Below are 16619 nucleotides of genomic sequence, written 5' to 3' on the forward strand. Positions count from 1 at the left end.
ACCCCCTCCCCCTGGCCCCCTCCCGCGAGGGGAGGGGGGACTGATTGGGTCGGTTGTCCGAAAGAAGCGCCGTCACTTCTTCGGCAGCAGCTTGAGGCCCGGCGCCGGGGTCTCGTAGTCGTCGGAATCCTTGCCCTCGGCCGGGATCTCGATCCAGCGGTCGGCCCCGACCTCGCAGTCCTGCACCACCGGGAAGTACAGATGCTGGCCCGGCGTCAGCCCGGCGGTCAGGTAGCCGCGGAAGACGAACTCGTCATAGAACTCGTCCGGCAGCCGGCCGCCGCTCCACACCACCTCCTTCACGCCCTCGCTGGTGGGCGTGCCGTAATAGTCGTAGGAGGCGGCGTATTTGCCCTTCACCGTCTCCAGGGTCCAGCCGGGCTTCGGCATCGGCTTGACCGCGATCACCCCCTCCGGGATCTGGACGCGGATCCTGACGGTGGGCGAGCCCTCGCAGCCGTGCGGCACGCGCAGCACCGCCTTGTAGGTGGCGCCGACCGGCGCCTCCTGCGTCTCCAGCGTGACATGGGCGAAAGCCGGGGCGGACGCGGCCAGAAGGGCCACGGCGGGCAGGAAAGATTTCAGCATGGTCTATCTCCAGGTCGCCGGCTGGGCCGGCAATGGTTGAACGGGAAAAGGACTAGGTGCCGCTGATCAGGCGGCGTAATGCGGCCAGCCGCTCCGGCTCGGGCGTGCCGTAGGCGATGGTGTCGGTGAACCGGCCCTCGGCATCCATCAGATAGACCATGGCCGAATGGTCCATGGTGTAGTCGCCGTCGCCGGTCGGGACCTTGCGCCAATAGACCCGGTAGGATTTGGCCACGGCCGCGATCTCGTCCGGGCTGCCGGTCAGGCCGGTGATCCGGCGGTCGAAGGACTGCAGGTACTCCCGCAGCATCTCCGGCCGGTCGCGCTCCGGATCGACGGTCACGAACAGCAGGCGCAGCCGGCCGGCGTCGGGGCCCAGGGCCTCGAGCGCCTGCGACATCTCCCACAGCGTGGTCGGGCAGATCTCCGGGCAGTGGGTGAAGCCGAAGAACACGGCGAAGGGCCGGCCCTTCAGGTCGGCGTCGCTCAGCGTCGCCCCGGTCTGGTCGGTCAGCCGGAACGGGCCGCCCGGCAGCGCGCCGGACACCACCGGCCGGGTTGTTGGGTCCTTGGAATAGACCAGCAGGAAGCCGGCGCCTCCCACCAGGATGGCGGCGACGGCCAGCAGCACCGGCACCAGGATGCGGGGGCGCATCTCAATGCCCCGCCCCGGTCGAGCCGATGGCCTGGACGTCGAAGGTGACGGCGATCGTGCCGGCCTTCTCGAAGGTCATGGTGCCGGCGAAGCTCTCGCCCGCCTTCAGCGGCCGCTTCAGCTCCAGCAGCATCAGGTGGTAGCCGCCGGGCGCCAGGGCGGCGGTGCCGTTGGCTGGCACGGGCACGCCGCCCTCCACCGGCCGCATGGTCATGACGCCGTCCTTGACGCCCATCTCGTGGATCTCGACGCGGCCGGCGACCTCGGCCGTGACCGAGACCAGCCGGTCCGGCTCCGACCCGTCGTTGCGGATCTCGGCATAGCCGCCGCCGACCTTCGCGGCCGGCGGCGTGGCCCGGGCCCAGGGGTGGACCACCTCGATCGGGCCGGACTTGAACTCGTGCGCGGCGGCCGGGCCGAAAGCCAGCAGGGCCAGGGCGGCGGTGAGGGCGGCGCGGCGCAAACGCGCCATCGCGGACAGGGACATGGGATCTGCTCCAGGCTGGCCGGGCGGCGCATCCTTGGCGCCGGGCTCCGGCCGTGAACCGACTTGGGCCCGCCGGCGGCGGGCCCGGCTGGATCAGGCCTGGGCGGGGGGCGCTCGTGGATTGGCCGGCGACCGCTGCGGCGCGGCCGCGACCGGGGCCGGGGGCAGGGGCGCGGGCTCGGTCCGGCTGGCCAGATGCGGCACCAGCAGCACCGCGACGAAGGCCGGCACCGGCGCGCCGCTGAACATGCTGCAGCCGGTGGTGCAGCAGTCGGGCAGATGCGGATGGCCGGCCGGCAGGTCCGGACGGACGGGCCCGGAGCCGTCATCCGTGCGGCAGAGGGCGGAGAGCGGGTCGAACGCCGCCGGCGCGGCGCTGGCGCCGATGGCGAGGCCGCCGAGGATGGCCTGGACGAACAGCAGATAGGCCGCGCCGAGCGCGACCCATGATGCCCGTCTCCGTGCCGACCTCATGCGCACGTGCCAGTGCTCCCCCTTCATCCCGGCCGGGATATCACGGCCGCGGCCGGGCGCAAACCCGGCCGGTCTGCGACATGGTGCCCGCGATCAGCCCCTGAAGCCACGGGCCAGCGCGTCGGCGTTGCGGGCCAGGAGGCCGAGATCGGTGCCGACCGCGACGAAGCGGTAGCCCCAGTCGAGATAGCGCCGGGCCTCGGCCTCGACCGAGGTGAGGATGCCGGCCGGCTTGCCGATCGCGGTCAGGCGCCGCACCGCGTCCTCGATGGCGGCCTGGACCTCCGGGTGCTGGGAATTGCCGATATGGCCCAGCGAGGCCGACAGGTCGGACGGACCGATGAACACGCCGTCGACGCCGTCGACCGAGGCGATCTCCTCGATCCGCGCCAGCGCCTCGCCGGTCTCGACCTGCACCAGCACGCAGATCTCGGCATCGGCCGTCCTCAGGTAGTCCGTCACCCGGCCGTAATGGCTGCCGCGGCCACTGGTGGTGATGCCGCGGATGCCGGCCGGCGGGTAGCGGCAAGCGGCCACGGCGCGGCGCGCCTCCTCGGCCGTCTGGACGAAGGGGATCAGCAGCGCCTGGGCGCCGATGTCGAGGATGCGCTTGATCAGCACCGGGTCGTTCCAGGCCGGCCGCACGATGCCCGTGGCCGTGCCGCGTGAAGCGGCCTGGAGCTGGCCCAGCAGGCCCGGCAGGTCGTTCGGCGAATGCTCGGTGTCGAACAGGATCCAGTCGAAGCCGCTGTCGGCGACGATCTCGGCGACGATGTTGCTGCACAGGCTGCTCCACAGCCCGATCTGGGTCTGCCCCGCGGCCAGCGCCGCCTTGAACCGGTTGCGGTCGAGTTCCATCCGTCGTCCTTCCGTCTTCTTCTCTCAGTCCGGCCGCCGCGCCTCGCAGCGGCGAATGGCCGAGATGTCGCCCCGGATCTCCGCCCGGCCCTGCGCCGCCAGCTGGCGCAGCCGCCAGAAGCAGAAGGCGTCGGTGGCGAAGAAACCGGTGATCGTGCCCATCGGCTGGCCGGTCACGCGCGCCGCCGGCCGCCAGTCGGGGCCGAGCGCCGCCAGGATCTCCTGGTCATGCGCATCGATCGGGTGGGTGGTGATGGCGCCGTCCCGGTGGTGGCGCAGGCCGCCGCTGTCGGCGCGCAGCCGCTCCCACTCCGCGGCCAGCCGGGTCCGCCGCTCGGGCGCGACCGGCCGGGCCGTGGCGGCGGCGCGCGGGATGTCCTGGGGCGGCAGCATCGCCACCGCCGTCATGTCGCGGCGCCCGGCCCCGGGCAGCAGCTCGGGGCCGACCGCCACCTCCTCGACCGGCGTCGCGGCGTCGCGCAGCGCCCACAGCGCCCGGCGCAGCATCAGCTGCTCGGCGGCGCCGGTGCCGTGCCAGATCACGATCCTCTCCGCCGCGTCCGGCAGGTGCCGCAGCGCCGCCGCCTCGGCTGCCAGCTGCTCGACCAGCGCCCCGCCGGTCTCGATCGCCGTGCGGTCCTTCTCGGCCAGCAGCGCGTGCCAGAAGGCGGCGCGGGCGTCCGGCCGGTCCTCGTCGACATCGCCGAGCGGCCCGACCGCAAGGTCGTCGCGCAGGATCAGCACCGCCGAATCGGGCAGGCCTTCGCGGATCACTCCGGCGGCGCTGTCGCCGCAGCACAGATGAAGCAGGGGAACAGTCATCGCGACTCCCTCCGGGTCGGGACTATAGCAACCCGATCGCGGCGGGACAGCGCGATGCTACGACGTGACGCTTTCTGCCTCGCCCGCCGGCTCCGCGGCCGTGGGCGGCGTGCGCAGCAGCGTCGCGCCCAGCAGGGCCGCCAGGGCGGCGAAGCAGGCCCCGGCCAGGAAGGCGGCCTGATAGCCGCCGACCAGTGCGGCCGGCGCCTCGGCGCCGCCGGCCAGCAGCCCGCCGGTGCGCGACGCCGCCAGGCTGGCCAGGATCGCCAGGCCCAGCGCCCCGCCCATCATGAAGGCGGTGTTGACCATGCCGGAGGCGAGGCCGGAGTCGGTCGGCGCCACCTCGCTCATCGCCGCCAGCAGCACCGGGTTCAGCGCCATGCCGCAGCCGAGGCCGAGCAGCAGCATGCCCGGCAGCACATGCAGGGCGAAGCGGCCCTCCACCGGGGCCCAGGCGAACAGCGCCAGCCCGGCGGCCGCCAGCAGCAGCCCGATCACGATCGGCAGGCGGATGCCGAAGCGCATCACCAGCTTCGCCGACAGGCCGAGCGAGAAGGCCGCCATGATCAGGTTGGCCGGCAGGAAGGCCAGGCCGACCTCCATCGGGCCGTAGCCCAGCACCTGCTGCATGTAGAGGGCGGACAGGAAGAACCAGGCGAACATGGCGGCGGCCCACAGGACGCCGACGACATTGGCCACGGCCAGGCTGCGCAGCCGGAACAGGCCGAGCGGCATCAAGGGCGCCGCCACCCGGCTCTCGATCGCCAGGAACGCCGCCAGCAGCGCCACGGCGCCGCCGAGCAGGCCGAGCGTGCGGGCCGAGGTCCAGCCGGTCTCGTTGCCGTTGACGATGGCGTAGACCGCCAGCATCAGCGCCGCGGTCACGGTGACCGCGCCGGCGATATCGAGCCGCCCGTCCGCCGCCTCGTTGCGGGTCGCCGACAACAGCACCAGCGACAGGGCGAAGACGGCGATGCCGATCGGCAGGTTGATCAGGAAGATCCAGTGCCAGCTCAGCGCCCCGGTCAGGAGGCCGCCCAGCAGCACGCCGACGCTGCCGCCGCCGGCGGCGACGAAGCCGTAGACGCCCATCGCCTTGGCCCGGTCGCCCGGCTCGGTGAACAGGTCCATGATCAGCGACAGGGCGACGGCGGAGACGACGGCGCCGCCCAGCCCCTGCACCGCCCGGGCGGCGACCAGGAAGGCCTGGCCCGTCGCCAGGCCGCAGGCCAGCGACGCCAGGGTGAACACGGCCAGGCCGACCAGGAACAGCCGGCGGTGGCCGAACAGGTCGCCCAGCCGGCCGCCCAGCAGCAGGAAGCCGCCGAAGGTCAGCATGTAGCCGTTCACCACCCAGGCCAGGGTCGAATCGTTGAAGCCGAGATCCGCCTTGATCGAGGGCAGCGCCACGTTCACGACGGTCGAATCCAGCACGATCATCAGCACGCCCAGGCACAGCACGCCCAGCGCCAGCCAGCGCCCGTTCCGGGGCGCCACCGCGCGGGAATCGGCAGGGTGGTCCGTCATGGCGTTCTCCCCTGATGCTGTGCCGTGCGGTCGGCCGGCCTCGACGGGCGCAACCGCCACGGCCGGGCCCCGGATCGGCGGCCACGTTTCTTAACTCATGGGTTGAGTATCATGCTGGGGTCGGCCGAGGCAAGCCCCGGCCCAGAGCCATTCGGCGTCAGCTCAGGCCCTCGTGCCGCAGCGCCAGCTGCACCGCAGGCCTCGCCTCCACCCGGTCGAAATAGGCCGGCAGCGGGTCCGGCAGCGGCAGGTTCAGCGCCTTGGCCCAGCGCAGCATGACGTAGAGATAGGCGTCGGCGACGCTCATCTCCCGGCCGAACAGATAGTCGCCGTCCAGCCGCTCGGCGAGATAGGCGAAGCGCTGCGCCGCCACCTCGTCGACGATCTGCTTCTCCTGGTCGCCGGTCGGGAAGATCGACCGGATCAGCAGCTTGTGCAGCTCGGCGCCGATGAAGCTCAGCATCTCGGCCAGCCGGACCCGTCCCAGCTCGCCGCCCGGCGCCAGCTGCGGGGCGCGCTCGGCCACCCAGGTCAGGATGGCGGCGTTCTCGGTCAGCACCGTGCCGTCGTCCAGCACCAGCGCCGGGATGTAGCCTTTGGGATTGACCTTGGTGAAGTCGTCGCCCGATTCGGTCCGGCGGGTCGGGATGTCGACGCGGATCCGCTCGAACTCCAGCCCGGCCTCGTGCAGGGCGATGTGGTCGGCCAGGCTGCAGGCGCCGGGGGCGAGGTACAGTTTCATCGCAGATCCTCCTCAATGGGCCGCCCGGCGCCGCAGCAGGGCATCGAGCTTCTCCAGCAGGGAGCGCCAGCCGCCCTCGCGGATCTCCGGCTGGTCGCCGCCGTCCAGGAAAGCCGCCTGCTCGGTGAAGATCAGCCGGGTGCCGGCGCCGTCCGGCAGCAGCTCGACCGTGCTCAGCGAGGCCGAGATCCGGGTGTCGCCGCGGTCGATCGTGTAGCTGAACACGATGCGGCGGTCCGGCACGATGTCGGCGTAGCGGGTCTCGTTGCGATAGAGCGGGTCGCCGGCCGGGCCGAAGCGGCTGGTCTCGATGCCGCCGATGCGGAAGTCGAATCGCGGCTCGGCCAGCTCCCAGCCCTCGCCGGGCGCGCCCCAGGCCAGGCGGGCGGCAGGGTCGGCCCAGGCCGCGAACACCCGGGCCGGCGGCGCGTCGTAGCGGCGATCGATGGTGAAGCCGCCGTGCTGCACGGATCGTTCGCTCATGGCGTTTCCTCCCGGCCCAGCCTTATGACTCAGCCTTGTTGCTTAAGCGATGGCTTCAGTATCATGGCGGAGGCGGGCGAGGCAAGGCGACTGCCGGCGGTTTTGACCTGGACGGCAGCGGCGCGGTAGAAGCAGCCCCTTCCGGTTCCCCATCACAACACCTCCGGTCGTTCGATGATCTCCATCAGCCAGCGCATCGCCGACGAGCTCTCCGTGCGCGAGGCCCAGGTCGCGGCCACGGTCGAGCTGCTCGACGGCGGCGCGACCGTCCCCTTCGTCGCCCGCTACCGCAAGGAGGCGACAGGCGGGCTGGACGACGCCCAGCTGCGCACGCTGGACGAGCGGCTGCGCTATCTGCGCGAGCTGGAGGAGCGGCGAAAGACGATCCTCGACAGCATCGCCGAGCAGGGCAAGCTGGACGACGCGCTGCGCGCCCAGATCGAGGCGGCCGAGACCAAGGCCCGGCTCGAGGACATCTACCTGCCCTACAAGCCGAAGCGCCGGACCAAGGCGATGATCGCCCGCGAGGCCGGGCTGGAGCCGCTGGCCGATGCGCTGCTGTCCGATCCCGGCCGCGACCCGCAGGAGGCGGCCGCCGCCTTCGTCGACGCCGAGAAGGGCGTGGCCGACGCGGCCGCGGCGCTGGACGGCGCCCGGTCGATCCTGGTCGAGCGCTTCGGCGAGGATGCCGACCTGATCGGCGCCCTGCGCGAGGAGGCGTGGACCCGCGGCCGGCTGCTGTCCAAGGTGCGCGAGGGCAAGGAGCAGGCGGGCGCCAAGTTCTCCGACTATTTCGACTATGCCGAGAAGCTGACCAGGCTGCCCTCGCACCGCATCCTGGCCCTGTTCCGGGGCGAGAAGGAGGAGGTGCTGTCGCTGACGCTCGAGCCGGAGGAGGTGCCCGACTCGGCGGACCGCAAGGCCCCGGGCCTGTACGAGCAGCGCATCGCCCGCCGCTTCGGCATCGCCGACCAGGGCCGGCCGGGCGATGCCTGGCTGGTCGAGACGGTGCGCTGGGCCTGGCGCACCAAGATCCTGGTCCATCTCGACATCGACCTCCGGCTGCGCCTGTGGCAGGCGGCGGAGGAGGAGGCGGTGAAGGTCTTCGCCGGCAACCTGCGCGACCTGCTGCTGGCGGCGCCGGCCGGCACCCGCGCCACCATGGGCCTCGACCCCGGCTTCCGAACCGGGGTGAAGGTCGCGGTGGTCGACGCCACCGGCAAGGTCGTCGCCACCACTGCGATCTTCCCGCACGAGCCGCAGAAGCGCTGGGACGACTCGATCGCCACCCTGGCCGAGCTCGCCAAGGCCCATGCGGTGGACCTGGTCGCCATCGGCAACGGCACGGCGTCGCGCGAGACCGACAAGCTGGCCGCCGAGCTGATGAAGCGGCATCCGGAGCTGACGCTGACCAAGGCGGTGGTGTCGGAGGCCGGGGCCTCGGTCTACTCCGCCTCCGCCTTCGCCTCGCAGGAGCTGCCGGAGCTCGACGTGTCGCTGCGCGGCGCGGTGTCGATCGCCCGCCGGCTGCAGGACCCGCTGGCCGAGCTGGTGAAGATCGACCCGAAGTCGATCGGCGTCGGCCAGTACCAGCACGACCTCAGCGAGACCAAGCTGTCGCGCTCGCTCGACGCCGTGGTCGAGGATTGCGTGAACGCGGTCGGGGTCGACCTCAACACCGCCTCGGCGCCGCTCCTGGCCCGGGTTTCCGGCGTCGGCGAGGGGCTGGCCCAGAACATCGTGCAGCACCGCGACGCCAACGGCCCGTTCCGGGTCCGCGCAGCCTTGAAGGACGTGCCGCGGCTCGGGCCCAAGGCGTTCGAGCAATGCGCCGGCTTCCTGCGCATCCCGAACGGCGACGACCCGCTCGACGCCTCGGGCGTGCACCCCGAGGCCTATCCGGTGGTGCGCCGGATCATCGAGGCCACGGGCGGCGAGATCAAGGCGCTGATCGGCGACAGCGCCACCCTGCGCGGGCTGGAGCCGGAGCGCTTCACCGACGACAGCTTCGGCGTGCCGACGGTGACCGACATCCTGCGCGAGCTGGAGAAGCCGGGCCGCGACCCGCGCCCGGCCTTCAAGACCGCCAGCTTCAAGGACGGCGTCGAGAAGCTGACCGACCTGCAGCCCGGCATGGTGCTGGAGGGCGTGGTCACCAACGTCGCGGCCTTCGGCGCCTTCGTCGACATCGGCGTGCACCAGGACGGGCTGGTGCACATCTCGGCGATGTCGAAGACCTTCGTGAAGGACCCGCGCACGGTGGCCAAGCCGGGCGACGTGGTGAAGGTCAAGGTGCTGGAGGTCGACGTGCAGCGCAAGCGCATCGGCCTGACCATGCGGCTCGACGACGACGGCCAGTCCCGCCCGCCGCGCCGCGAGAACGGCGCCCCGGGCGGGCGGCACGACGGGCGGCCGCGGCAGGATCGGCCCGGACAGCCGGAGCAGGGCCGTGGCGGCCAGGGGCGCGGAGGGCCGGGCCGCGACGGTCAGGGCCAGCCGCGCCGCGGCCGTCCGGACCAGGATTCCGGATCGCAGCGCCCGGCCCAGCCGAAGCCGCAGCAGCCGCAGAAGCCCCGCGCGCCGGCGCCGGAGCCGGACGGCGCCATGGCCGAGGCCCTGCGCCGCGCCGGCCTGGTGACCAGCAAGCGCAGCTAGCCCGTTCGGCGGATCCTGCTGATCATCGGCGGAATATTCGCCGTATTCTCCTGAGGCCCCAGGATATCCGGGGCGTTTCGCCGCGGCACGGGCCTTGCTCGTCCCCCGTCACACGGCCTTCGCCGTGAAGGGGGACGACCATGAGATCCATTGCCGCAATGCTGGCCGCCGCCGCTGTCGCGCTGGTCGCAACCGATGCCGGCGCCGCCGGCCTGACGCTGATCGACATACCGGCCCGCGGCGACATGCCGGCCCTGACGGGCGGGGTCTGGTATCCCTGCGCCGCCGCCCCGGCGGAGATCGGCTTCGGCCCGCTCAGCGTGACGGCGGTGCGGGACTGCCCCGTCACCGGCAGCGGCCACCCGCTCGTGGTGATGTCGCACGGCGTCGGCGGCTGGTTCGGGGGCCATCACGACACCGCCGAGGCGCTGGCCGATGCCGGCTTCATCGTCGCCGCGATCAACCACCCGCTGGACAGCGGCCAGTCGAAGATCCGGCGCCCGGGAGACATCGTCGCCATGATCGAGCGGCCGCAGGACATCAGGCGGCTCGTCGACCACATGCTCACCGACTGGCCAGAGTCGGGGCGCATCGATCCGGAGCGGATCGGCGCCTTCGGCTTCTCCAGGGGCGGCTATACGGTGCTGGCGGCCATCGGCGGGACCCCGGATTTCCGGATGGTCCTCTCGAACTGCCCGACCTATCCCGGCAATCGCTGGTGCGAGCAGATCCGCGACGGCTCCGCCCTGGCCGAACCGCCCGCCCGCGACGCCCGGATCAAGGCCGCCGTGATCGCCGACCCGGCGCTCGGCTTCACCTTCACCCCGGCCGGTCTGGCGGATGTGGCGGTCCCGGTCCAGCTCTGGGCGTCCGAGCATGGCGGCGACGGCGTGCTGCCCCGCGATGCCGCGGCGGTCGACCGGGGCCTGCCGACGAAGCCGGACTACCGGGTGGTTCCCGGGTCCGGCCATTTCGCCTTCCTCGCGCCGTGCGGCACAGCACTCGCCAAGGCGGTCGCCGACTTCGGCGAGCCGGAGGTCTGCGCCGATGCGGACGGCTTCGACCGCGTGGCGTTCCACCGGCAGTTCAACGCGGCCGTTCTCGCGTTCTTCGACCGCCGGCTTCTGCGGACGAAGACGCCCTGACCCGCCGATGGGCGGGCGCCTGCGGCACCCGGCCCGGCGTCAGCAGGCCTCCCGCAGCCGCAGCCGCGGGGCGACCCGCGGCGAAGGCAGCCCGCACCCGTCCTCCGGCGGCCCGGCCGCGGCGGGCTTCGCCGTCGCGGCCTCCTGCTCCGCGGCGAACGCCTCCAACTCCGCCGCCACCGACGGCGACAGATGGCGGAACCGCCCGCCCAGCCTGATCTGCATCAGATGGCCGACCAGCGGGAACCCGGTCATGAGGGACATGACGGCCTCCTTTGAATCGATTTTTTGAATCGATTCATAATCGCGCCAGCAGCCGCCGGCGTCAAGGAGTTTTTGAATCGGTTCAAAATCGGGGCTAGGGTGGCGGCATGCCCGAGGACGCGCCGCCACTCAAGCCCAAGGCCCGCCTGCGCGACATCGCCGCCGCGGCGGGCGTGGCGCAGGGCACCGTCTCCAATGTCTTCAACCATCCCGAGCGGGTCAGCGACGCGATCCGCGACAAGGTGATGACGGCGGCCGGGGCGCTCGGCTACCAGGGGCCGGACCCGCTGGCCCGGATGCTGCGCACCGGCCACATCGGCACCGTCGCCGTGATGATCCCGGAAGGCCTCGGCTACGCCTTCGGCGATCCGGCGGCGCTGGCCCTGATCCAGGGCGTCGCCGCGGTGTGCGACGAGACCGGGCGCGGCATCTCGGTCTATGCCGCCTCGGATGTGGAGGCGGCGCGCCGGGCCCTGGCCTCGGCCGCGGTCGACGGCTTCATCATGTACTGCATGGAGGAGGAGCCGGGCGTCCTCGACATCATCAAGAGCCGCGGTCTGCCGGTGGTGACGGTCGACCAGCCGCTGGTCGAGGGCTGCCGCACCGTCACCGTCGCCGACCGGACCGGCGCGGAAGCGTCGGCCCGGCACCTGCTCGAACTCGGCCACCGCCGGGTCGGCGTGCTGTCGATGGAGCTGATGCCGGATTCGCGGGAGGGCGCGGTGTCGCTGCGCCGCATCCGCGACTCGATCTACGACGCCTGCCAGCAGCGGCTCTACGGCTATCTCGACGTGCTGGCCGGGGCCGGCGTCCCGGCCGGGCAGGTGGCGATCGAGGAATGCCTGTTCGAGGCCGAGTCGATCGAGCGCAGCATGCCGCGGCTGATGCGGCGCCAGCCGGGGCTGACCGCGATCCTCGCCACCTGCGACCGGCTGGCGCTGTGGGCCATGGACTGGCTGGCGCGGCAGGGGCTGTCGGTGCCGGGCGACGTCTCGGTGATCGGCTTCGACGACATCGCCGCGGCCGCCAACTCCCGGCCGCCGCTGACCACCATCCGCCAGCCGCTGGTCGAGAAGGGGCGGGCGGCGGCGGAGCTGCTGATCGACCCGCGCGGCCGCCAGGAGATCCATTTCGGCACCGAGCTGGTGCTGCGCGCCTCGACCGGGCCGGCGAAGGGCTGATCCGCAGGTTTCGGCGCTGTGCTATGCCCCGACCAGGGCCGGCAGCGCCGCCAGCGTGTCGACCTCGCGGTCCGGCGCGCCGGGCAGGCGCTCCCGCGGCTGCCGGCTGCGGTTGCACCAGACCACCTGCATGCCGAAGGCCGAGGCGCCGTAAGCGTCCCAGCCGTTCGACGACTGGAAGGCGATCGCCCGCGCCGGCAGGCCGAAGGCGTCGAGCGCCAGCTGATAGACGCTCGCATGCGGCTTGTAGGCGCCGGCCTGCTCCACCGACAGCAGCGCGTCGAACTGCCCTTGCAGCCCGGCCCCGGCGACCAAGGCGTCGAGCATCCGCGGCGTGCCGTTGGACAGGATCGCGGTCTTCAGCCCGGCGGCGCGCAGCCTTCGCAATACCTCCGGCACCTCCGGATAGGGATCCAGAGTCAGGTACAGCTGCATCAGCCGGTCCCGCAGACCGGGCCGGCCGATCGCCAGCGCCTCCAGCGCGAAGTCCAGCGCGTCGCCGGTCACCTGCCAGAAATCGGCGTGGCGGCCCTGCACCGCCCGCAGCCAGGTGTAGGCCAGCTGCTTCTCGCGCCACAACGCCGCCAGCGGGCCGGCCTTGTCGCCCAAAAGGTCGGCGCTGCGCCGGGCGGCGGAGGCGGTGTCGAACAGCGTGCCATAGGCGTCGAAGACGCAGGCCTTCACCCCGGTCAGCGGTGTCATGGCTCGTCCCCCTTTGTCGGCAACGGACGGGCCATCATAGCGCTACACCGCGTTCGGCAGCGGCCGGCCGGCGAAGAAGTTGTCCAGGCTCTCGATCGTCATCCGGCACATCTCGCGATGCGCGGCCTCGGTCAGGCTGGCGATGTGCGGCGTCAGCACCACGCTCTCCAGCCGCTTCAGCGCCTCCGGCACCTCGGGCTCGTGCTCGAACCCGTCGAGGCCGGCGCCGGCGATGGTCCCGGCCTCCAGCGCCGCGATCAGCGCCGGTTCGTCCAGCACCTCGCCGCGGGCGATGTTGATCACATGGCCCCGCGGCCCCAGCGCCTCCAGCACCGGCTGGTTGACGATGCCGCGGGTGCTCTCGTCCGAGCGGCAGGAGACGACCAGGATGTCCGCCCACTCGGCCAGCGACGCCAGGCTGTCATGCCAGGCCCAGGGCACGCCCGGCTTCGGCCGGCGGTTGTGGTAGGCCACCTCCATGTCGAAGGCGGCGGCGCGGCGCGCCACCTTCTCGCCGATCGCGCCGAGGCCGAGGATGCCGACCCGGCGGCCGCCCAGGCCGGTTGAGATCAGCTCCGCCGGCGCGGCGGCGCGGGTCCAGCGCCCGGCGCGGAGATAGCGGTCGCCCTCGCCCAGCCGGCGCACGCTGGCCAGCAGCAGGGCCAGCGCCATGTCGGCGACGCAGGCGGCGTTGGCGCCGGTGTTGCTGGTGACGGCGACGCCCCGTTCCCGCGCGGCCGCCACGTCGATCCGCTCATAGCCCGAGCCGTAGCAGGCGATGATGCCGAGGTTCGGCAGCCGCTCGATCAGCGCCCGGTCGATGCCGATCACGCCGATGGTGACCACGCCGCGGATGCGGTCGGCCTGGGGCAGCGGGCCGGCGGCGGCGCTCGCCCGCGAATGCTCGACCAGGTCGAAGCGCTCGCGCATCGGGCGAAGCGACGCCTCTGGCATGCCGGGGTGGAGATGCAGGACGGTTTCGGACACGGGCGGGATTCCATCGCCGGGGGATCGGCCCCGTCCTAGCACGGGAGTCCGCGGCGGGCATCAGGGTCTTGCGCCCGGCGGCGCCGCGGGGCAGCGTGGGACATCCCGTCGGAGGCTTGTCGATGCTGGCCCGACTGCTTGCCCTGGTGCTGATCATGATCGCGACCCCCGCCGCGGCCCGGCCGCTCGACTGGTCCGCCGTGCCGCTGCCGAAGCTGGAAGGCGGCGCCTTCGCCCCGGACGCCTTCGCCGGCAAGGTGGTGCTGGTGGTCAACACCGCCTCCTTCTGCGGCTACACCAGGCAGTATGCCGGCCTGCAGGAGCTGTGGGCCCGGCACCGCGACGGCGGCTTCGTGCTGCTCGGCGTGCCGTCGAACGATTTCGGCGCGCAGGAGCCGGGCTCGGAAGGCCAGATCAAGGAGTTCTGCGAGACCACCTTCGGCATCGATTTCCCGATGCTGGCCAAGCAGCCGGTGGTCGGCGCCGACGCCCATCCGCTGTACCGCTGGGCGGCGCAGCAGGATGCTGCCGCGGCGGTGCCGAAATGGAACTTCCACAAGCTCCTGATCGGCCGCGACGGCACCCTGCTGGCCGCCTTCCCCAGCGCCGCCGAGCCGACCGGGCCGGAGGTGACGAAGGCGGTCGACGCGGCGCTGGCCCGCTAACCCTCCGTCCCCAGCCGTTCCAGCAGCGTCGCCAGCGACGGGCGCAGGCGGCGCAGCTCGGCGCGGTGGATGGCGGACAGGCCGGCCAGCACCGCCTCGGCCCGGTCGGTCAGCGCGACCAGGGCGCGGCGTCGGTCCGCCGGGTCCGCCTCGCGCCGCACCAGCCCCAGCGCCTCCAGCCGGTCGACCAGCCCGACCGTGCTGTGATGTCGCTGCACCAGCTGCTCCGCCAGCTCGCCGATCGTCACCCGGTCGCGACCCACAAAACCCTTGATCGCCAGCAGCGCCTGGTGCTGCTGCGGCGTCAGCCCGGCCGACTTCGCCGCCTCGCCGCTGAAGTCCAGGAAGCGCCGCAGCGCATGGCGGAATGCCGCCAGCGCCTCGTAATCCGCCTTGCTCAAGGCCTGGGTCATCGCGCCGCGCATCCTCGCTCTTGAAAATATATCGTACTGCGATATTTATCCGGCGTCCGGGCTCGAAGACCGGATGTCCCTTGATCCTCCGGAACCCGGCCCGATGTCGAGACCCGCAGACCCGGCGGCGCCTGCGCCCGCTGCCCTTCCCACCCGCTCCGCCAGGCTCGGCGACTTCACCTTCGACCGCGGCGCCCTCAGGCTGATCGCCATGGCGCCGGTGGTCGGCACGGCGGGAACCGCCGCCGCCTGGGCGCTGCTGCAGCTGATCGCGCTGGTCACCAACCTCGCCTATTTCGGCCGGCTGTCGACCGCCGCGGTCGATCTCGGCCGGTCGCCCTGGGGCCTCGCCGCGGCGCTGGTGCCGCCGGTCGGCTGCCTGATCATCGGCCTGATGGCGCGCTACGGGTCGGAGAAGATCCGCGGCCACGGCATTCCGGAGGCGATCGAGGCGATCCTGATCGGCAGCAGCCGGATCCAGCCCAAGGTGGCGGTGCTGAAGCCGTTGTCCTCCGCCGTCTCGATCGGCACCGGCGGCCCGTTCGGCGCCGAAGGCCCGATCATCATGACCGGGGGCGCGCTGGGGTCGCTGTTCGCCCAGCTGTTCCACCTGACGGCGGCGGAGCGGAAGACCCTGCTGGTCGCCGGCGCCGCCGCCGGCATGACCGCGATCTTCGGCACGCCCGTGGCCGCGGTGCTGCTGGCGGTCGAGCTGCTGCTGTTCGAATGGAAGCCGCGCAGCCTGATCCCGGTCGCCACCGCCGCCATCGTCGCCGCGGCCTGGCGCCCGCTGGCGTTCGAGGCCGGGCCGCTCTTCGCCTTCAGCGGCATGGTCGACCTCTCCGGCCCGGCGCTCCTCGCGGTGATCGGGGTCGGCATCGCCGCCGGCTTCGGCTCCGGCCTCCTCACCGCGCTGGTCTACGGCTTCGAGGATCTGTTCGAGCGGCTGCCGATCCACTGGATGTGGTGGCCGGTGTTGGGCGGCGTCGCCATCGGCCTCGGCGGGCTGATCGAGCCCGCGGCGCTCGGCGTCGGCTACGACTCGATCCGCGCCCTGCTGGCCGGCCACCTGCCGCCGGGCGACGTGCTGCGCCTGCTGGTGGTGAAGGCGCTGATCTGGTCGGTCGCGCTCGGCTCCGGCACCTCGGGCGGCGTGCTGGCGCCGCTGCTGATCATGGGCGGGGCGCTCGGCGCGCTCGAGGGCACGGTGCTGCCCGGCGGCAGCGGCGTCTGGGCCCTGCTCGGCATGGCGGCGATGATGGGCGGCACCATGCGCTCGCCGCTGACCGCCGCCGTGTTCGCGGTCGAGCTGACCGGCGACCTGGCGCTGCTGCCGGCGCTGCTGGCCGCCTGCATCGCCGCCTACGCCGTCACCGTGCTGCTGCTGAAGCGGTCGATCCTGACCGAGAAGATCGCCCGGCGCGGCCACCACATCCTGCGCGAATACATCGTCGATCCGTTCGAGCTGACCCGCGTCGGCGACGTCATGGTGGCGCGGGTCGACACCCTGCCGGCGGCGATGCCGGTCGACGACGCCGTCGCCTTCTTCACCGACGAGAGCGGCCCCCGGCACAAGAGCTACCCGGTGGTCGACGAGGCCGGCCGCCCGGTCGGCATGGTGGCGCGGGCCGACGTGCTGCGCTGGACCGTCTCCGGCTGGCCGCGCGGCACCAGCCTGGCCGACGCCGTCTCGGGCGGGCCTTTGGTGCTCGGCCACCCGGACGAGATGGTCGGCCTGCTGGCGGACCGGATGGCGGAGGCGGATGCCGGCCGCGTGCCCGTCACCCGGCGCGAGGATGGCGCGCTGGTCGGCATCGTCGCCCGCAAGGACCTGCTGCGGGTGCGGGCGAAGCTGCGGCGGGAGGAGATCGAACGGTCCCGGCTGCTGCGCCCGGGCCAGCGGTAGGGCTACCTCGACAATGCCTCTCCCGCGTGGCGGGAGAGGCAATCACAGCGCGAATGGGATGGCGG

General features: G+C 72.7%; 18 protein-coding genes. 5 read left to right on the forward strand and 13 right to left on the reverse strand.

The genetic code is table 11. The features are described 5' to 3' along the window. Positions 1–72: 72 nt before the first annotated feature. The 9 genes from ACFW16_RS26245 to ACFW16_RS26285 all read right to left on the reverse strand — a co-directional run bounded on the left by ACFW16_RS26245 (position 73) and on the right by ACFW16_RS26285 (position 6636). Positions 73–588: a YcnI family protein gene (locus ACFW16_RS26245; RefSeq protein WP_380310652.1), complete on the reverse strand. Its 516-nt coding sequence runs from the start codon at positions 586–588 to the stop codon at positions 73–75. Positions 589–640: 52 nt separating this feature from the next. After that, positions 641–1243, reverse strand: coding sequence for an SCO family protein (locus ACFW16_RS26250; RefSeq protein ID WP_380310654.1), 603 nt, complete (start codon positions 1241–1243; stop codon positions 641–643). Between the two features lies 1 nt (position 1244). After that, complete coding sequence (locus tag ACFW16_RS26255) at positions 1245–1730, reverse strand: copper chaperone PCu(A)C (RefSeq protein WP_380310656.1); 486 nt, start codon at positions 1728–1730, stop codon at positions 1245–1247. A gap of 93 nt (positions 1731–1823) precedes the next feature. Then, complete coding sequence (locus tag ACFW16_RS26260; RefSeq protein ID WP_380310658.1) at positions 1824–2210, reverse strand: hypothetical protein; 387 nt, start codon at positions 2208–2210, stop codon at positions 1824–1826. A gap of 87 nt (positions 2211–2297) precedes the next feature. Next, positions 2298–3062: an HpcH/HpaI aldolase/citrate lyase family protein gene (locus ACFW16_RS26265; protein WP_380310660.1), complete on the reverse strand. Its 765-nt coding sequence runs from the start codon at positions 3060–3062 to the stop codon at positions 2298–2300. Positions 3063–3086: 24 nt separating this feature from the next. Further along, positions 3087–3884: a DUF1835 domain-containing protein gene (locus ACFW16_RS26270; RefSeq protein ID WP_380310662.1), complete on the reverse strand. Its 798-nt coding sequence runs from the start codon at positions 3882–3884 to the stop codon at positions 3087–3089. Between the two features lie 57 nt (positions 3885–3941). After that, entirely contained in the window at positions 3942–5411 is a 1470-nt protein-coding gene (locus tag ACFW16_RS26275; protein ID WP_380310664.1) for a DHA2 family efflux MFS transporter permease subunit, read from the reverse strand. Positions 5412–5568: 157 nt separating this feature from the next. Further along, positions 5569–6153, reverse strand: a complete 585-nt coding sequence (locus ACFW16_RS26280; protein WP_380310666.1) for a glutathione S-transferase N-terminal domain-containing protein — start codon at positions 6151–6153, stop codon at positions 5569–5571. Between the two features lie 12 nt (positions 6154–6165). After that, the gene (locus ACFW16_RS26285; protein WP_380310668.1) at positions 6166–6636 is read right to left on the reverse strand and encodes an SRPBCC family protein; all 471 of its coding nucleotides are present in this window, start codon (positions 6634–6636) and stop codon (positions 6166–6168) included. A gap of 174 nt (positions 6637–6810) precedes the next feature. On the opposite strand from ACFW16_RS26285, the gene ACFW16_RS26290 reads away from it, so the two are divergent. Next, positions 6811–9291: a Tex family protein gene (locus ACFW16_RS26290; protein ID WP_380310670.1), complete on the forward strand. Its 2481-nt coding sequence runs from the start codon at positions 6811–6813 to the stop codon at positions 9289–9291. Between the two features lie 140 nt (positions 9292–9431). Beyond that, complete coding sequence (locus tag ACFW16_RS26295; RefSeq protein ID WP_380310672.1) at positions 9432–10436, forward strand: alpha/beta hydrolase family protein; 1005 nt, start codon at positions 9432–9434, stop codon at positions 10434–10436. A gap of 39 nt (positions 10437–10475) precedes the next feature. Here ACFW16_RS26295 and ACFW16_RS26300 read toward each other — a convergent pair whose 3' ends face one another. After that, on the reverse strand, positions 10476–10700 hold the full coding sequence (locus ACFW16_RS26300; RefSeq protein ID WP_380310674.1) for a hypothetical protein: 225 nt from the start codon (positions 10698–10700) through the stop codon (positions 10476–10478). A gap of 107 nt (positions 10701–10807) precedes the next feature. Between ACFW16_RS26300 and ACFW16_RS26305 the strand changes: the two genes are divergently transcribed. After that, entirely contained in the window at positions 10808–11881 is a 1074-nt protein-coding gene (locus ACFW16_RS26305; protein WP_380310676.1) for a LacI family DNA-binding transcriptional regulator, read from the forward strand. A 21-nt stretch (positions 11882–11902) separates the two neighbouring features. Here the strand turns inward: ACFW16_RS26305 and ACFW16_RS26310 are convergent, their stop codons facing one another. After that, positions 11903–12583, reverse strand: a complete 681-nt coding sequence (locus ACFW16_RS26310; protein WP_380310679.1) for a haloacid dehalogenase type II — start codon at positions 12581–12583, stop codon at positions 11903–11905. Between the two features lie 42 nt (positions 12584–12625). Next, positions 12626–13570 (reverse strand): 2-hydroxyacid dehydrogenase, encoded by a 945-nt coding sequence (locus ACFW16_RS26315; RefSeq protein WP_380310681.1) that lies wholly within the window; start codon positions 13568–13570, stop codon positions 12626–12628. A gap of 122 nt (positions 13571–13692) precedes the next feature. Between ACFW16_RS26315 and ACFW16_RS26320 the strand changes: the two genes are divergently transcribed. Further along, a complete protein-coding gene (locus tag ACFW16_RS26320; RefSeq protein WP_380310683.1) occupies positions 13693–14235 on the forward strand; it encodes a glutathione peroxidase in 543 nt (180 codons plus the stop codon). Here ACFW16_RS26320 and ACFW16_RS26325 read toward each other — a convergent pair. Beyond that, positions 14232–14648 carry a MarR family winged helix-turn-helix transcriptional regulator gene (locus tag ACFW16_RS26325; protein WP_380310685.1) on the reverse strand — a complete coding sequence of 139 codons (417 nt, stop codon included), beginning with the start codon at positions 14646–14648 and terminating at the stop codon, positions 14232–14234. The genes ACFW16_RS26320 and ACFW16_RS26325 overlap by 4 nt on opposite strands. Positions 14649–14751: 103 nt before the next feature. On the opposite strand from ACFW16_RS26325, the gene ACFW16_RS26330 reads away from it, so the two are divergent. Then, positions 14752–16554 carry a chloride channel protein gene (locus tag ACFW16_RS26330; protein WP_380310687.1) on the forward strand — a complete coding sequence of 601 codons (1803 nt, stop codon included), beginning with the start codon at positions 14752–14754 and terminating at the stop codon, positions 16552–16554. The last annotated feature ends 65 nt before the right edge of the window (positions 16555–16619 follow it).

This window comes from Inquilinus sp. NPDC058860, from assembly GCF_042743185.1.
Classification (GTDB): Bacteria; Pseudomonadota; Alphaproteobacteria; order DSM-16000; family Inquilinaceae; genus Inquilinus.

Coding starts and splice junctions, on each gene's coding strand:
- ACFW16_RS26255 (WP_380310656.1), bottom strand. CDS start 1,730: ATGTCCCTGTCCGCGATGGCGCGTTTGCGCCGCGCCGCCCTCACCGCC.
- ACFW16_RS26295 (WP_380310672.1), top strand. CDS start 9,432: ATGAGATCCATTGCCGCAATGCTGGCCGCCGCCGCTGTCGCGCTGGTC.
- ACFW16_RS26245 (WP_380310652.1), bottom strand. CDS start 588: ATGCTGAAATCTTTCCTGCCCGCCGTGGCCCTTCTGGCCGCGTCCGCC.
- ACFW16_RS26265 (WP_380310660.1), bottom strand. CDS start 3,062: ATGGAACTCGACCGCAACCGGTTCAAGGCGGCGCTGGCCGCGGGGCAG.
- ACFW16_RS26285 (WP_380310668.1), bottom strand. CDS start 6,636: ATGAGCGAACGATCCGTGCAGCACGGCGGCTTCACCATCGATCGCCGC.
- ACFW16_RS26275 (WP_380310664.1), bottom strand. CDS start 5,411: ATGACGGACCACCCTGCCGATTCCCGCGCGGTGGCGCCCCGGAACGGG.
- ACFW16_RS26325 (WP_380310685.1), bottom strand. CDS start 14,648: ATGACCCAGGCCTTGAGCAAGGCGGATTACGAGGCGCTGGCGGCATTC.
- ACFW16_RS26250 (WP_380310654.1), bottom strand. CDS start 1,243: ATGCGCCCCCGCATCCTGGTGCCGGTGCTGCTGGCCGTCGCCGCCATC.
- ACFW16_RS26305 (WP_380310676.1), top strand. CDS start 10,808: ATGCCCGAGGACGCGCCGCCACTCAAGCCCAAGGCCCGCCTGCGCGAC.
- ACFW16_RS26270 (WP_380310662.1), bottom strand. CDS start 3,884: ATGACTGTTCCCCTGCTTCATCTGTGCTGCGGCGACAGCGCCGCCGGA.
- ACFW16_RS26330 (WP_380310687.1), top strand. CDS start 14,752: ATGTCGAGACCCGCAGACCCGGCGGCGCCTGCGCCCGCTGCCCTTCCC.
- ACFW16_RS26280 (WP_380310666.1), bottom strand. CDS start 6,153: ATGAAACTGTACCTCGCCCCCGGCGCCTGCAGCCTGGCCGACCACATC.
- ACFW16_RS26300 (WP_380310674.1), bottom strand. CDS start 10,700: ATGTCCCTCATGACCGGGTTCCCGCTGGTCGGCCATCTGATGCAGATC.
- ACFW16_RS26310 (WP_380310679.1), bottom strand. CDS start 12,583: ATGACACCGCTGACCGGGGTGAAGGCCTGCGTCTTCGACGCCTATGGC.
- ACFW16_RS26320 (WP_380310683.1), top strand. CDS start 13,693: ATGCTGGCCCGACTGCTTGCCCTGGTGCTGATCATGATCGCGACCCCC.
- ACFW16_RS26290 (WP_380310670.1), top strand. CDS start 6,811: ATGATCTCCATCAGCCAGCGCATCGCCGACGAGCTCTCCGTGCGCGAG.